The sequence below is a fragment of the Halopolyspora algeriensis genome, assembly GCF_003337235.1.
Taxonomy (GTDB): domain Bacteria; phylum Actinomycetota; class Actinomycetes; order Mycobacteriales; family Pseudonocardiaceae; genus Haloactinomyces; species Haloactinomyces algeriensis.
Genome location: NZ_QPJC01000013.1, coordinates 1 through 14987 on the forward strand (window position 1 = coordinate 1; position 14987 = coordinate 14987).

14 protein-coding genes are annotated in these 14987 nt (G+C 68.5%); 5 read left to right on the top strand and 9 right to left on the bottom strand.

The genetic code is table 11. From position 1 onward, the window contains the following. Nucleotides 1–212 precede the first annotated feature (212 nt). From DFQ14_RS17455 to DFQ14_RS17475, 5 genes are all read right to left on the bottom strand, one after another. Nucleotides 213–1451 carry a primosomal protein gene (locus DFQ14_RS17455; protein ID WP_114454392.1) on the bottom strand — a complete coding sequence of 413 codons (1239 nt, stop codon included), beginning with the start codon at nucleotides 1449–1451 and terminating at the stop codon, nucleotides 213–215. A 117-nt stretch (nucleotides 1452–1568) separates the two neighbouring features. Next, nucleotides 1569–2312, bottom strand: a complete 744-nt coding sequence (locus DFQ14_RS17460) for an ABC transporter permease (RefSeq protein WP_114454393.1) — start codon at nucleotides 2310–2312, stop codon at nucleotides 1569–1571. Next, nucleotides 2309–3229, bottom strand: coding sequence for an ABC transporter ATP-binding protein (locus DFQ14_RS17465; RefSeq protein ID WP_114454394.1), 921 nt, complete (start codon nucleotides 3227–3229; stop codon nucleotides 2309–2311). Before DFQ14_RS17465 ends, DFQ14_RS17460 begins: the two co-directional genes overlap by 4 nt. Further along, the gene (locus DFQ14_RS17470) at nucleotides 3226–3546 is read right to left on the bottom strand and encodes a transcriptional regulator (protein WP_114454395.1); all 321 of its coding nucleotides are present in this window, start codon (nucleotides 3544–3546) and stop codon (nucleotides 3226–3228) included. Before DFQ14_RS17470 ends, DFQ14_RS17465 begins: the two co-directional genes overlap by 4 nt. Then, nucleotides 3543–4214 carry a hypothetical protein gene (locus DFQ14_RS17475; protein ID WP_114454396.1) on the bottom strand — a complete coding sequence of 224 codons (672 nt, stop codon included), beginning with the start codon at nucleotides 4212–4214 and terminating at the stop codon, nucleotides 3543–3545. The genes DFQ14_RS17470 and DFQ14_RS17475 overlap by 4 nt, the downstream gene beginning before the upstream one ends. Before the next feature lie 670 nt (nucleotides 4215–4884). Between DFQ14_RS17475 and DFQ14_RS17480 the strand changes: the two genes are divergently transcribed. Beyond that, nucleotides 4885–5121, top strand: coding sequence for a hypothetical protein (locus DFQ14_RS17480; protein ID WP_114454397.1), 237 nt, complete (start codon nucleotides 4885–4887; stop codon nucleotides 5119–5121). 27 nt (nucleotides 5122–5148) lie between these two features. Here DFQ14_RS17480 and DFQ14_RS17485 read toward each other — a convergent pair whose 3' ends face one another. The 3 genes from DFQ14_RS17485 to deoC all read right to left on the bottom strand — a co-directional run bounded on the left by DFQ14_RS17485 (nucleotide 5149) and on the right by deoC (nucleotide 8508). Beyond that, nucleotides 5149–5997 carry an aldehyde dehydrogenase family protein gene (locus DFQ14_RS17485; protein WP_114454398.1) on the bottom strand — a complete coding sequence of 283 codons (849 nt, stop codon included), beginning with the start codon at nucleotides 5995–5997 and terminating at the stop codon, nucleotides 5149–5151. Nucleotides 5998–6070: 73 nt separating this feature from the next. Further along, nucleotides 6071–7537: an aldehyde dehydrogenase family protein gene (locus DFQ14_RS17490; protein ID WP_114454399.1), complete on the bottom strand. Its 1467-nt coding sequence runs from the start codon at nucleotides 7535–7537 to the stop codon at nucleotides 6071–6073. After that, the gene (gene deoC, locus DFQ14_RS17495; protein WP_114454400.1) at nucleotides 7534–8508 is read right to left on the bottom strand and encodes a deoxyribose-phosphate aldolase; all 975 of its coding nucleotides are present in this window, start codon (nucleotides 8506–8508) and stop codon (nucleotides 7534–7536) included. The genes DFQ14_RS17490 and deoC overlap by 4 nt, the downstream gene beginning before the upstream one ends. 235 nt (nucleotides 8509–8743) lie before the next feature. Here deoC and DFQ14_RS17500 point away from each other — a divergent pair, with 235 nt between their 5' ends. Then, a complete protein-coding gene (locus DFQ14_RS17500) occupies nucleotides 8744–9982 on the top strand; it encodes a serine hydrolase domain-containing protein (RefSeq protein ID WP_246195819.1) in 1239 nt (412 codons plus the stop codon). Nucleotides 9983–10024: 42 nt separating this feature from the next. Here the strand turns inward: DFQ14_RS17500 and DFQ14_RS17505 are convergent, their stop codons facing one another. Further along, a complete protein-coding gene (locus tag DFQ14_RS17505) occupies nucleotides 10025–10291 on the bottom strand; it encodes a hypothetical protein (RefSeq protein WP_141921398.1) in 267 nt (88 codons plus the stop codon). 130 nt (nucleotides 10292–10421) lie between these two features. Here DFQ14_RS17505 and metG point away from each other — a divergent pair, with 130 nt between their 5' ends. From metG to DFQ14_RS22520, 3 genes are all read left to right on the top strand, one after another. Next, nucleotides 10422–12215: a methionine--tRNA ligase gene (gene metG / locus DFQ14_RS17510; protein WP_114454402.1), complete on the top strand. Its 1794-nt coding sequence runs from the start codon at nucleotides 10422–10424 to the stop codon at nucleotides 12213–12215. Between the two features lie 83 nt (nucleotides 12216–12298). Further along, nucleotides 12299–13147 carry a TatD family hydrolase gene (locus DFQ14_RS17515; RefSeq protein ID WP_114454403.1) on the top strand — a complete coding sequence of 283 codons (849 nt, stop codon included), beginning with the start codon at nucleotides 12299–12301 and terminating at the stop codon, nucleotides 13145–13147. 304 nt (nucleotides 13148–13451) lie between these two features. Continuing rightward, nucleotides 13452–14981: a resuscitation-promoting factor gene (locus DFQ14_RS22520; protein WP_114454404.1), complete on the top strand. Its 1530-nt coding sequence runs from the start codon at nucleotides 13452–13454 to the stop codon at nucleotides 14979–14981. Nucleotides 14982–14987 lie beyond the last annotated feature (6 nt).

The window sequence follows — 14987 nt, forward strand, 5'->3', positions numbered from 1 at the left end:
CCGAGACCCACCCCCACCCAACATCACGATCACCATCGTCACCGCCACCAAACCGGCTCCACAACGCCGAAAACCACCAAAGTAAGCGGTATTGCGGTTAGAGGTGGTGTGGTGGTCGGTCCGGGTGCGGACCACCGTGGTGGAACCCCGCGGCGGCGCGCCTACCGCGTAGGTGGCACAAGCGGCTGATCCCGCTTGCTCGAACACCACCCTCAGTGGGTGCGCAGGCGGTTCTCGAAGGTCTCGACCAGTTCACGCCAGGTGGCGACCTCGATGTCGAAGGGAGCGCTCGGCGGGAGCCGGTTCGGGCTCGGCCGGAGGATGAACGAGACCATCCAGCCGAGTCGCTGCGACGGCTGCAGCGCCTCCTCGACACTCTCGTCTCCCGCCCAGGCCGCCGCGTCGACGAGCAGTTCCTCGGCCAGGTCGAGCTGGTTCGGGTCCACTTCGGAGGGCCCCTCGGCGAGGTCGGCATCGAGCCCGTTCAACACATAGGTGTTCTCCGGGTCGACCTCGACCTCCAGCTCTCCCGCGGTGGCTTTTTCGGTGACCTTCGGCCAGGTGGCCACGCGCGCGAGGTCGGTGTCGCCGGTTGCCTGCTCGTCGGCGAGGAACCTGGCCAGCGCGCGCGGGGAGGTGAACACGTCGATGTGCCCCCGCGAGCCGAGAAAGACGGGGTCGTCGTCGAGGTAGCAACGCAGCGAGTAGTACTCCGCCGCGGACGTGATGATCCGGATGGGGTCGATGCCGACCTCCTCCCAGAACCCGGGTTCCTGCTCGGACTCCTCCGCACCGTCCACGTCGGAGTCCTCGGAGCTTGCTTCTTCTTCGTCGCTGTCCTCGTCGCCGTCCAGGGCCTCGGCCAGCTCGGCCTCCGCCGTGGACACGGCATCGGCGTCGACCTTCGGGGTCGTGACGATCGAGTCGATGCTGTCGAGCAGGTCGTCCCAGTGTTCGGAGATGGCCTGGCGCAGCGCGTTCCAGCGGCGCTCGCCGTCCTTGCCCGCGAACGGAAGCGTTCCCTGTGTCAGGAGAGCGAAGCTTTCGGTGGAGTCGAGCACCTCGTGGATCTTGTCGATCTCGCAGACCTCGGCCAGGGAGCGGGTGATGGCCACGATGTCGGCGAGTTCGCTGACGATCCAGGTGTCCGGAGCCTCGGCGACGAGTTCCGGCACGCCCACGAGGTCGTACTGATGCTCCTCCTCGGGACTGAGATCGATGGTCGCCAGGCCGGGCACCACATGCCATGCGGGATGGTCGTCGAGGTCGTGCTCGGCTCCGGAGCGCACGAACGCGGCCAGGTGTGCGGAGTCGGGGAATGCGTACAGGTCGTCCTCGTAGCCGAGAAAGGCTTCCCAGTCCTCACCGTCCTCACGCCAACGCGGCGCCCACAAGGTGACGACGTCGCCCTGCGGCAAGCCGAGTTCGATCGGAACGATGTCCTGCGCCATCTCTCTTCCCTCCGGTCACGAAACCAGATGCTGCCGAAGCATACGGGGCGCCTCATCATGGCACGCTCGCCGGAGTGCGCTCGGGGCGTGGGTCGGGTGTCCGTGGTCCGGCGGGAGTCAGCGAAAGCGGCGGCCTTCGTCGCGGCGGTGGGCCACCACGGCCAGCGTGCCCAGTACGAGCGTCCATCCGGCGGCGACCAGCGGCGCGACGACGCCCGGTGCGGTGTTGGTGAGCGCACCGATCACGAGATCGCGCACCGCTCGTGTCGGTAGCGCGTGCGAGAGCACATCGAGCCAGTCGGGAAACAACACCGGCGGCAGGAACAGGCCACCTGCGAACGCCATCGGAAGCAGCAGAAGCTGTACCACGGGGATCGCCGCCTTCAGCGGCAACGAGTAACCGATGGCCAGTCCCATGAACGCGAACGGTAACCCGGCGAGCAGCAGAGCAAGCAGTACGGCGGCCAGTTCTCCTGCCGAGGCGTGCGCACGGGTGAACAGCATCGCCGTCAGAGCGACCGGGATCAGCGACAACAATGCGAAGCACTGTGCGTTGAGCAGCCGCCCCCCGAGTTGGGCGGCGGGCCCCACCGGAAGCGTACGGAGGTGGGCGTGCCATGGCTTGGCGCGGTCCTCGGCCACACCCGCACCGAGATTGAACATGTAGGCGCTGATCACGGCGAACAGCGACATCTGACCGGCCGCCAGGGTCGCGGCAGCCGGCTCGCCGCCGACCGCGGGGTTGGACACCACGAACAGGAGCATGAACAGCGCGGGGAACCCGACTGTGCCGATCACCGCGATGGGGACCCGGATCGTTTCGAGGAACTGGTAGCGGGCGTGCAGCAGCAGGAGGCTCATGATGTGCTCCGGTCAACGGTCGCGACATCCGCGTTCGTGGGAGTGCCGTCGTTGGTCAGGGTCATGAAGGCTTCTTCGAGGGTCGCTCCGGCGACGTGCAGGTCGCGGAAGTCGGCGCCGCTGGTGACCAGCTCGCGGATCAGTTGGTCCGCATCCCGGGTCAGCAATCTGATCCGGTCCCCGTCGTGCTCACGGTGGACGACTCCCGGCAGGTCCGGCAGTGCGGCACTGCGCAGGCTCACGGTGCGGGTGTCCACTCGGGACTTGATGTACTCCTGGCTGCCATCGGCGAGAACCCTGCCCCGGTCGACCACGATCACCCGCCGCGCGAGCGCCTCGATCTCCTCGAGGTAGTGGCTGGTCAGCAGCAGGGTCCCCCCGAGTGCGTGGTACTGGCGCAGCGCCTCCCACAGAACGTGGCGCGCCTCGACGTCGAGGCCGGTGGTGGGTTCGTCGAGTACGGCGAGTTTCGGGCGTCCCACGAGGGCGAGCGCGACGGTCAGGCGCCGCTTCTGCCCGCCGGACAGGGAGCCCGATTGTCGCCGCTCCAGGCCGGTGAGCCCGAACTGCTCGAGGAGTTCGTGGGTCGGTAGCGGGTTGCGGTGGTGCCTGCCGACGAAATCGACGATCTCGTGCACCCGCAGCGTTTCCGGTAGCCCGGTCTCCTGCGGTGTGACACCGAGACCCAGGCGGTTCCGCGGAGTGCGGGGGTCGCCGCCGAACAACTCCACTCGACCCGATGTCGGTGTGCGCAGTCCGGTGAGCAGGTTCAACAGGGTTGTTTTGCCCGCCCCGTTGGGGCCGAGCAGTCCCACGAGTTCGCCGGGGGCCACATCGAGGTCCACCGAATCCAGAGCGCGTACGGTGCCGAAGTTCCGCGATACGCCGACTGCGCGCGCATGGTGTTCGTGCGTCATGATTCGCCTCCGGCAGCGGGTTCGAGCAGGGTGCGCAGTTGCCGCACGTACCTGTCGAATGCGGCGCGCCCATCGCTGGTCAGGCACACGTAGGTGGTGGTAGTGCGGCCGGTGCCGGTCTTGGTGCTGCGCGTGTACCCGGCTTCGTCCAGCTTGCGCAGGTGCGTGATGAGGTTTCCCGGTGTCATGTCGAGCAGCTCCTGCAGCCGGGCGAAGGAGAGTCGGTCGCCGGCCGGTAGCGCTGCCAGAGTGGTCATGACGCGCAGGCGGGCCTGTGCGTGGATGACGGGGTCGAGTTCGCCGTTCGGTGTGCTCATGACCGCACTTCCGGTGCTGCGGTGTGGTGCTTGGCCGGGCGCAGGGACAGGATGATCCCGGCCACGAGGAAGCCGCCGCCACCGGCCAGCGACATGACCAGGTAATGGCCGGGAATTCCCGCGAACGCGCCCACGGCGTTGATGAGCAGGGTCCACAGCCCGATGCCGTACTGCCACCAGTCGCCCGTCATGGCGCCACCCGACAGGAACAGGACACCGACGAGCAGGCCCGATCCTGCCGTCCACAGCAGGGCGTGGACCTCGTAGGAGATACCCAGCTGCGCGGTCGCCCCGATCATCGCACCGAGGGCGATGAACCCGAGGGTCCAGGACCATCCGTACATGGCCCCGGCGGTCTGGGACGGTCCACGGACGCCCCGCATGGCGCGGGTCAGATGCCAGGCGGTGATCGTGCCCGCCGTCCCGAGGCAACCGAAGAAGATCGTCAGTGCGGCCCAGAGCGGCAGCGTCACGATCGGGTCCCGGCCGATCGTGAGGAACAGCTCGCCGAAGCCGAGCAGCCATGCCAGTCCCCATGCGCCGAACAGCAGGCCGGGGTTGGCGTCGAGTTCGCGTTCGGTGTGCCGCTGCTGCTGCTCGGTGATCGCCAGCATTTCCGCGGGTGACGGTGTGCCCGTCCCGGTGTCCGGTTCACGGTGCTCGTTCATGTCTCGGCCCTCCCGTAGGGACTTTGCCACGCAAAGTACAAGTTACTTTGTAGCGCAAAGTCGACGAGGAGGCAATGCTCACGACCGACCGGCACGGGAGGGCGGCAGCACTCTCGGCGCGCACCACCCGAGTGGCGGCCCCGCCCACGAGAGGGGAGGGGCGTGGGCGGGGCCGCGGTCCCGCCGTCGCGTGGCCTGCCCCTGGCCTGCCACGGCGGGCGTATTCGACCATGGTGCGTGCCGCCGAGAATCCGGGCCAGCCCGAACCAGGGAGGCATTGCCACCCGTTCGAGTGGTTTCCCCGATCAGGACCGCGCATGCGCGCGACGCCGACGGTCTCGTGTGATCGGATGCTCGTGGCCCACCGCGATGATCGGTGGGTCCTGTACGCCTCTCGGCCGGAATCATGCCCCATTCCGGCCGGTGGTGGACGTGGCATTCGGGGAGGGGCGCCACGTCGGAGAAGGGCGCGAAGGAGTGGAACCCAACCCGACGCGCTTTGTGGCCGGGTTCCCTTCTTCGCCGCCCCCGACCGATCGCGCCGGGGGTCCGTGGCACCAACCCCGGACGGGCCATCCGGTCGGCGACAGCGGGCATGAAATCCCGCCCCGGTCGATACTGCCCCAGGGAGGCGCCGCGCCCGGCGGCGCCGAGAGGGGAAGGAAAGAGCATGTCCGAACAGACCTGGGAAGTACTCGTGAACCAGGTGCGGCGACTGGCCGACGAGATCGCCCCTGTCGACCCGGACGCTGCCAGTGCCGCCTTCGATGTGCTGGTGGCCACCTACGGCCGCAACCTGGCCGGAGCGGCGCTGCTGGCCGTCGCCCCGACCGAGGTGCCCCGGCCCGTCGCACAGCAGGACTGGTTTCCGGGCGACGTCCCGGGAATCCCGTACCCGCGAGCCTGATCCGTTCGCGGCGGGCACTGCGGCCGGTCACATGCCGACGGGGTGCCAGACGGTTTTGATCTCGGTGAATTCCCGCAGCCGCCGGATGTCGGGTTCGCGGGTCCAGTCCTGCTCGCCGGGTCGGACGTCGAGAACCCGCTTGACGGTCCCGGCGGACGAGCGTTCGATCTCGGCGCGCAGCGAATCCGGCACGCCGCTCGGGTCCAGGGCGTTGACGTCGGCGTGCGAGGCCAGCCACGGAGCCAGCTCCGCCGCGTCGCCGGTGAGCAGGTTGGCCACCCCGCCGGGCAGGTCCGATGTGGCCAGCACTTCGGCCAGGGTGATGGCGGGCAGCGGCCGTTCGGTGCTGGAGACCACCACGCACGTGTTTCCGGCAGCGAGGACCGGCGCGACGACGCTGACCAACCCGAGCAGCGAGGACTGCTGCGGGGCGAGGATGCCGACGACACCGGTGGGTTCGGGCACGCTGAACGAGAAGTACGGCCCCGCCACGGGATTCGCGGCACCGAGCACCGCCGCGAGCTTGTCCGTCCAGCCCGCGTACCACACCATGCGGTCGATCGTGGCGTTCACAGTGGACTCAGCGGTCCCGGTGGAGACTCCCTCGGCCGCGGCCACCTCGGCGACGAACTGGGCGCGACGTCCCTCCATCACCTCGGCCACCCGGAACAGAACCTGACCGCGGTTGTAGGCGGTCGCGCTCGACCAGCCGCCGAACGCCTTGCGCGCGGCCGCCACCGCGTCCCGCACGTCCTTGCGCGAGGCCCGGGCGGCGTTGGCGAGGAACTCGCCGTGCGAGTCGTGCACCGGGTGGACCCGGCCGGACTCCGAACGCGGGAACGCACCGCCGATGTAGAGCTTGTAGGTCTTGGTCACCCCGAGGCGGGCAGGGGCGTCGGTGTGGCCGCGGGTCGGCTCCCCCGGCCTCTCGCTGCCCGGAATGCCGCTGTCAGACGTCAAGGTAGGCCTCCAGACCTGCGCGGCCGCCCTCGCGGCCGAAACCGGACTCCTGATAGCCCCCGAACGGCGCCGTCGGGTCGAACCTGTTGAACGTGTTGGCCCACACCACACCGGCCCGGATCTGCTGCGCGGCCCACAGGATCCGTGATCCCTTCTCGGTCCAGACACCGGCCGAGAGCCCGTAGGGCGTGTTGTTGGCTTTGGCGATCGCCTCCTCGGGGGTGCGGAAGGTCAACACCGACAGCACGGGCCCGAAAACCTCCTCGCGGGCGATGCGCATCGACTGCTGCACCTCGGAGAACACCGTCGGGGCGAAGAAGAAACCTCGTTCCGGCAGCGGGCACGGGCTGCTCCAGCGCCGGGCACCTTCGGACTCGCCGGTGTCGGCGAGCTCGGTGATGCGAGCGAGCTGGTCCGCCGAGTTGATCGCGCCCACATCGGTGTTCTTGTCGAGCGGATCACCGACCTGCAGCGTCGACACCCGCGAACGAAGCTTGCCCAGCAGCTCCTCGGCGATCGACTCCTGCACCAGCAGCCGGGACCCGGCGCAGCACACGTGTCCCTGGTTGAAGAAGATCCCGTTGACGACGCCCTCGACGGCCTGATCGATCGGCGCGTCGTCGAAGACGATGTTGGCGGCCTTGCCACCGAGCTCGAGCGTCAGTTTCCGGCCGCTACCGGCCAGGGTGCGCTGGATCCGCTTGCCGACCTCGGTGGAGCCGGTGAAGGCGACCTTGTCGACATCGTCGTGGGCGACGATTTCCGCGCCGATGTCGCCGGCGCCGGTCACGATGTTGACCACCCCGGCGGGAAGACCTGCCTGCTCGCAGATCTCGGCGAACACCAACGCGGTCAGCGGGGTGGTCTCGGCCGGCTTGAGCACCACCGTGTTACCGCAGGCCAGTGCGGGGGCGATCTTCCAGGCCAGCATGAGCAGCGGAAAGTTCCACGGGATGACCTGCCCGGCGACCCCGAGCGGCCGGGGATGCGCACCGTGCCCGGCGTGGTCGAGCTTGTCGGCCCATCCCGCGTGGTGGAAGAAGTGGGCCGCCGCCGTGGGGATGTCGGCGTCGCGGGACTCCTTGATCGGCTTGCCGTTGTCGAGGGTCTCCAGCACCGCGAGTTCGCGCCCTCGTTCCTGGATCAACCGGGCGATCCGGAACAGGTACTTCGCGCGCTCGGAGCCCGGCATCGGACCCCAGGTGCGTTCGAAGGCCGCGCGTGCGGCGGCCACCGCCCTGTCCACATCGGATTCCGAGGCGCCGGAGACCTCCGCCAGGGTTTCTTCGGTGGCGGGGTTGGTACTGATGAACGGCTCACCCGTGCCGTCGATGAACTCGCCGTCGACGAACATGCGGTAGTTCGCCTTCAGGTCGGCGAGCTCGCGCGCTTCGGGAGCGGGTGAGTACTGCCAGGGGCTGCCGGAACGTGGTGCGTCGAGAGCCGGGTCCGTCACTGATCCACCGCCACGTAGTCGGGGCCGGAGTAGTGTCCGTCGAGTTGGGTTCGTCGTTGCATCAGCAGGTCACCCAGCAGGCTGGAGGCTCCGAACCGGAACAGTGCCGGGCTCAGCCATTCGGGGCCTGCCACCTCGTGGACCGCCACGAGGTGGCGTATCGCGTCCTTGGTGCTGCGGATTCCGCCCGCGGGTTTGACGCCACGCAGCTGCCCCGTGCGGTCACGCCAGTCCCGCACGGCCTGCAGCATCAGCTGGGTCACCGGCAGGGTCGCGGCGGGAGAGATCTTGCCGGTGGAGGTCTTGACGAAGTCCGCACCCGCCAGCAATGCCAGCCAGGACGCGCGGCGCACGTTGTCGTAGGTGCCCAGCTCGCCGGTTTCCAGGATGACCTTGAGGTGGGCCGGGCCGCAGCTCTCGCGCACGTCGCGGATCTCGTCGAACACCCGGCCGTACTCCCCGGACAGGAACGCGCCCCGGTCGATGACCATGTCCACCTCGGTCGCCCCGGCCGAGACCGCCAGTTCGACCTCGGCGAGCTTGGCCTGCAGCGAGGAACGCCCGGAGGGGAACGCGGTCGCCACGGAGGCGACCCCGACACCGGAGCCCGCCAGTGCCTCGACGGCCGTGGCGGCCAGGTCCGGGTAGACGCACAGTGCCGCAGCACGCGGGGTGTCGGGCCGGTCCGGATCGGGCCTGCGGGCCTTCGCGGCCAGCGCACGCACCTTGCCTGCGGTGTCGGCGCCCTCGAGCGTGGTGAGGTCGACCATGCCGATCGCGGTGTCGATCGCCCACAGCTTCGAGTCCTTCTTGATGCTGCGGGTCGCAAGCCCCGCTGCGCGCTGTTCGAGCCCGACCTGGTCCACCCCCGGCAGACCGTGCAGGAAGCGTTTCAGCGCAGCGCCGTCGCGGGTGGCTTCGGCGAGCTCGGCGGGAAGCTCCGGTGCCGAGGCGGGAGGCGGATGAGCCATGCCGGGGAGTCTATGTCCGGGACCGCGCCGAAGACACCGGCACGGGGCCACTCCGGACTGCCGGTCGAGCGAGAAGGCGCCTTCCGGCCGGGATTCGCCCGGACGCCCGGGAATCTCTCACCCGTCTGCCGTAACTTTCGGACGTTTTTCGCGAAGTGCTCATGCCGTTGCCCGCAGTGCGGTTCCATGGGGTGCCGATCTCTCCCGGCCTACCGGATTCCGAAGGAGACGCCACGTGTTTTCCGCGCTCGTATCCGTACGTCGCCGGCTGACCGTCGCGGCGGCCGCACTCGTCATCACCGTCGGCTCGGCCACGACCGCTGCCGCGCAGCCCTCACCGCAAGCCGAACTCGACGCCGTTCACGACGCCGGGATGCCCGGGATTCTGGCGTCCGTGCGGGACGGCGCACACACCTGGACCGGGTCGGCGGGGGTCGCCGACATGCGGACCGGGCGGCCGCTGCATCCGAATTCGCATCACCGGGTCGGCAGTATCACCAAGACGTTCACGGCGGTCGCCGTTCTCCAGCAGGTCGGTGCGGGACGTATCGAGCTCGACGCGCCGGTCGGTGATTACCTGCCCGAGCTGCTCCCCGGCGAGCGCGGTGACACCGTCACGGTCCGGATGCTGCTCAACCACACCAGCGGTATCGGCGACTACGACACGATCCTGTTCGATTCGCTGCTGCGCGGCTCGCTCGCCGATCTGGAGGCGAACCGCTGGCGCTACCGGCGCGCCGAGGAGATCGCGACCATCGGGCTCGAGGCACCCCCCACCAATGCCCCCGGCGAGCGCTGGTCGTACTCGAACACCAACTACGTTCTCACCGGTCTGCTCCTGGAGAAGGTCACAGGGCACGACGCCGAGGACTACATCACCGAGCGCATCATCCGGCCGCTGCGGCTCCGCAACACCTACTTCCCCGGCGGCCTGCCGTTCATCCTCGGCCCGCACGGCAAGGCGTACGAGGCGCTGTACCGCATGCCCGAGCAGCCGGGCGAGTACAGCGTCTACAACATGACCTGGGCGGGGACGGCCGGTGCTCTCATCTCTACCACCGAGGACCTCAACACCTTCTACCGTGCGTTGCTCTCGGGGCGACTGCTGGCTCCGGACCTGCTCGCACAGATGAAGCGGACCGTGCCGATTCTCGACGCCCGGGGCAACGAGATCGGCCGCTACGGTCTCGGTCTGAGGCGTATCGACGCGGGGGCGTGCGGCACTCTGTGGGGCCACGACGGTGTGGTGTTCGGTATGTCGACCCTGTCCCTGCACAGCGCGGACGGGTCCAGGCAGCTCACCTACGGGTTGAACATGACCAAGTATCAGCAGCTGGGCCCCGATGGCGTTCCGGTACCGGGTCCGATCGACGCCGCGCTGGGCCGCGTTCTCGAAAAGACGATGTGCCGACAGGCTCCGGGGCAGCAGGTGTCCGTGCGGGAATTGCGGACGCTGACCGCTGCGACGCCCTGAGCACGGACTGCGGTCGTGCCGCGCAGCGCCGATTCGCGGGCGTCAGCCGGATTCCTCGCTCCCACGGCGCAGTCGCCGGTAACTGCCCCAGTACGTGATCGCCATGGCGGTGAACACGATCGTCAGGGGGAGTTGGCTCAACCACGTCCACAGGGATGCTTTCCAGGGCCCGATCAGGGGGAGCAGGACGAAGAGGCCGTTGAGGGGTGCGAGCATCGAGGCCCCGAGGGCCATCCGCAGCAGGAATCTCGGCGAGCCCGGTTGAAACCACCAGGGGTGCTCGCCCGTGCTTGCATACCGCTGATCCATGCCCGGCATGGTGGTACCGGCCGAACGTGCCCGTTGCCGTCGAATCCCGATCGTGATCTTGCGGAACGCCGACATGCGCGAGTGAGCACCCGTTCGAGAACGAAAGCCCACAGTACGTAGGCTATGGACCATGAGTACCTCTGTGCTGACCGCCGTGGCCTGGCCCTACGCCAACGGTCCGCGGCACATCGGCCACATCTCCGGCTTCGGTGTGCCCTCGGACGTCTTCTCGCGGTACCAGCGAATGGCGGGCAACCGGGTGCTCATGGTCTCCGGTACGGACGAGCACGGCACCCCGATCCTGGTCCAGGCGGACAAGGAGGGTGCGCCCGCACGGGAGGTCGCCGCCAAGTACAACCGCGTGATCGCCGAGGATCTCCAGGGTCTGGGGCTGTCCTACGACCTGTTCACCCGCACCACCACGGGCAACCACTACAAGGTGGTGCAGCAGATCTTCCTGGCTCTGCACCGCAACGGCTACATCGTGCCGAAGACGACCACCGGTGCGGTCAGCCCGTCCACCGGGCGAACCCTGCCGGACCGCTACATCGAGGGCACTTGCCCGATCTGCTCCTACGACGGCGCGCGCGGTGACCAGTGCGACAACTGCGGCAACCAGCTCGACGCCGCCGATCTGAAGAACCCGGTCTCGCGGGTCAACGGCGAGACCCCCGAGTTCGTCTCCACCGAGCACCTGTTCCTGGACCTGCCCGCCTTCACCGACTCGCTGGGCAAATGGCTGTCCACACGCACCGGTTGGCGCTCCAACGTCCTGAACTTCACCCGCAACCTCGTCGAGGACATGCGGCCGCGCCCGATCAGCCGCGATCTCGACTGGGGTGTGCCGATCCCGCTGGACGGCTGGCGCGAGCAGTCGATGAAGCGTCTGTACGTGTGGTTCGACGCTGTGATCGGCTACTTCTCCGCCAGCGTCGAATGGGCGCAGCGCATCGGGGATCCGGATGCGTGGCGGCCGTGGTGGACCGACCCGTCGGCCCAGGCGTACTACTTCATGGGCAAGGACAACATCACCTTCCACGCCCAGATCTGGCCCGCGCTGCTGATGGGACACAACGGTACGGGCGACCGAGGGGGTGACACCGGGCCGTTCGGGGAGCTGAAGCTGCCCGACGAGATCGTCTCCAGCGAGTTCCTGACCATGAGCGGGTCGAAGTTCTCGACCTCGCGCGGCACCGTGATCTACGTGCGCGACTTCCTGCGCGAATTCGGTCCGGACGCGCTGCGGTACTTCATCTCGGCAGCGGGGCCGGAAACCCAGGACGTCGACTTCACGTGGGACGAGTTCGTCCGCCGCACCAACTTCGAGCTGGCCAACGAGTGGGGCAACCTCGTCAACCGCGCCATCACGATGGCGGCGAAGAACAACGGTGCGGTCCCGGCGCCGACCGCGCCGCAGCCTGCCGACGAGGAGTTGAAGTCGCTGGCCCGCGACGCGTTCGATGTCGTCGGTGACAACCTGCGCCGTTCCCGGTTCCGTGCGGCCACGCAGGAGGCGATGCGCGTGGTGTCGGCGGCGAACAAGTACCTGTCCGAGCAGGAACCGTGGAAGCTCAAGGACGATCCGGACCGCCGCGATGCCGTCCTGCACACCGCGCTGCAGGTCGTCTCGGACGCCAACACGCTGCTCACGCCGTTCCTGCCGCATTCCGCGCAGAAGGTGCACGAGCTGCTGGGCGGCACCGGGACCTGGTCGGCCCAGCCCGAACTGCGCGAGGTCTCGGATCTGGACGATCCGGAGACGGCGTACCCGGTGTTGATGGGAGAGTACGCCTCCGAGCAGGCGAGCTGGCAGTCCCGGCCGATCGGGGTGGGGCAGCCGCTGAGCAAGCCCACTCCGCTGTTCGGCAAGCTGGACACCGAGCTGGCCGAGACCGGCCCCGAATGGGCGCCGATCCAGGACTGAGTTTTCGGAGTGAACGGAACTTTCGCCCGGATAGAAGTGACGAAAGTTCCGTTCACTCCTGCCGACTCGGCGAGGAGACCGACGTGAGCAAAGGTGACAAGAAGCGCGAGCGCCCCCCTGAACCCGAGGGGTTGCCCGCACCCATCGTGGACGCCCACACCCACCTCGATGCCTGCGGTGCCTCCACGGCCGCCGAGGTGCGAAAGATCGTCGACCGCGCCGAGGCGGCCGGGGTCGCCCGGGTCGTCACGGTCGCCGACGACATCGACTCGGCACGCTGGACCGTGGAGGCCTCCGCCTGGGACGACCGGGTGTTCTCCGCGGTCGCCCTGCACCCCACCCGGGCGAAGGACTTCGGCGAGGCCGAGCGCGAGGTGCTGGAGGGCCTGGTCGGCAACCCGCGTGTCGTGGCGGTGGGGGAGACGGGATTGGACTACTACTGGGATTTCTCCCCGCCCGAACCGCAGCAGGAGGCCTTTCGCTGGCACATCGACCTCGCCAAGCGCTCCGGCAAACCGCTGATGATCCACGACCGGGACGCACACGCCGACATCCTGCGCATCCTGGCCGAGGAAGGCGCGCCGGAGACGGTGATCTTCCACTGCTTCTCCGGGGACGCGGAGTTCGCGCGAGAGTGCGTGGATGCCGGCTACGTGCTGTCCTTCGCCGGGACCGCGACATTCCGCAACGCCAACGCGCGGGGGCTCCGGGAGGCCGCTCGGCGGGTGCCGGTCGAGCAGATGCTGGTCGAGACCGACGCGCCGTTCCTGGCGCCGCACCCCTTCCGAGGGCGCCCCAACGAGCCGTACTGCGTCAACTACACCCTTCGTGACCTGGCCGAGCTCCGGGAAGTGGACGTGGCCGAGCTCGCGGAGGCCACCACCACGACCGCCGAGCGCGTGTTTGGATTCCCTCGAGCGGCGACGTCCTGAGGTTCCGCCACCCGCACCACCACGCGAGCCAATCCGCGGACCCACTGAAACGGGAAATATCGCCCATCGAGTTAGGCACCTCACAGGCGCCTCGAGATCCTTGGCAGTCGAGTGAGGGTCACGCTAGAGTCACGAAATCGTGAACCGGTGACAGTGCAGTCACGGTCACACCCGCAGTCTCGCCGGTGTACGTCGGGGACGGTGCTGGCTACGGGAGTCGGATACGAACACGAGGCACGAAGGTGCGTACCGGTGTCGCCGAACGGCCCCGGTGTGCCTTCCGCCTTCGGGAGGTAACGACCCTGTGAACGAGCGCGGCATTCCCCATCATGTCGGCTACCGCCGACCTGCCTCCGGCCATCGAGGTGATTCGTTCGAGGCCTCGACGGTCAGGCTCGCTCCGGCCGATCTCACCGAGACCGCCACGGCGGTCGGCCTCCTGGAGCGGCCCGCGTGGCCCGATGCGGACGAGCAGTCGCTTCCCGGCCACGGTGGTTCCACCTATCCGGCACAGGACCACCCCAGCTTTCCTCCCGGTGCGTTGAGCATCACACCGGAGGATCTCTACGAGGTGCTCGGTGCGGACACCGATGATCTCCTCGCCGACACCGACGTGGATGTCGACGAGCTCATCCGGATGATCAATGCCGAGACCACGGTGATGCCGCCGCTGGTCCTGCCGGACACGGTCGCCGACCTCGACGACTCCGAGGAGCCGCCTCCCGAGGTGGTCGAGGCCATCGGCGAGTGGAAACGCCGCTTCCTCAAGGGCGCGGTGACCGCTGTGGTGCTCACGCTCACCGGTGCGGGCGGTGCCGCCGCCGCGATGGACAAGTCCGTCACGGTGGAGGTCGACGGCGCCGAACGCGAGATCCACACCTACGGGTCGAGCGTGTCCGAAGTCCTCTCCGAGGAGGGGATCGAGGTCGACTCGCACGATGCGCTGAGCCCGTCGCCGCAATCGGAGATCGAGCACGGCGACGTCATCACGCTCGACCGGGGGCGCCTGCTGACACTGACCGTCGACGGCGAGCAGCGCGAGGAGTGGGTGCGCTCGGTGACGGTCGGTCAGGCCCTGCGCCAACTCGGTGTCCCGACCGACGGCGCCTGGGTCTCGGCCAAGCGGACGATGCCGGTGCCCGAACAGGGCATGACTCTCGAGGTCAAGACGTCCAAGTCGATCACCCTGATCAACGGTGGTTCCGAGCCCGAGAAGCTGACCACGACCGCCGTCACGGTCGACGAGCTGCTCCGGCAGGAGGGCATCAAACTCGGCGCGCAGGACAGCGTCACTCCCGGATCCGGGCAGCTTTCCGACGGCACCGTGGTGCGGATCGATCAGACGGGGACTTCGACGGTCAACGTTCGCGAGCCGATCGAGCCGCCCGTGAAGGAAATCGTCGACGACACGATGTTCCAGGGCGAGCGCACGGTCGAGGAACCGGGCAAGCCCGGAGAGAAGATCGTCTTCTACCGGGTCACCACCCGCAACGGTGCGGAGACCGACCGCGAGCAGGTCGGTGAGCGGGTCCTGCAGGAAGCCGAGCCGAAGGTCGTCCGGGTCGGCGGCAAGCCTCGTCCGAACAGCGGGGTGTGGGACAAGCTCGCCCAGTGCGAGTCCGGTGGGAACTGGCAGATCAACACCGGCAACGGCTACTACGGCGGGCTCCAGTTCAACAAGCAGACCTGGGACGCCTACGGCGGTGATCAGTACGCCGCGTACCCGCATCAGGCCAGCCGGGAGCAGCAGATCGCCGTGGCGACGAAGATGCGGGACGCGCGCGGCGGCTACGGCGCCTGGCCGTCCTGCTCCAGTCAGCTCGGCCTGAGCTGACCCTGC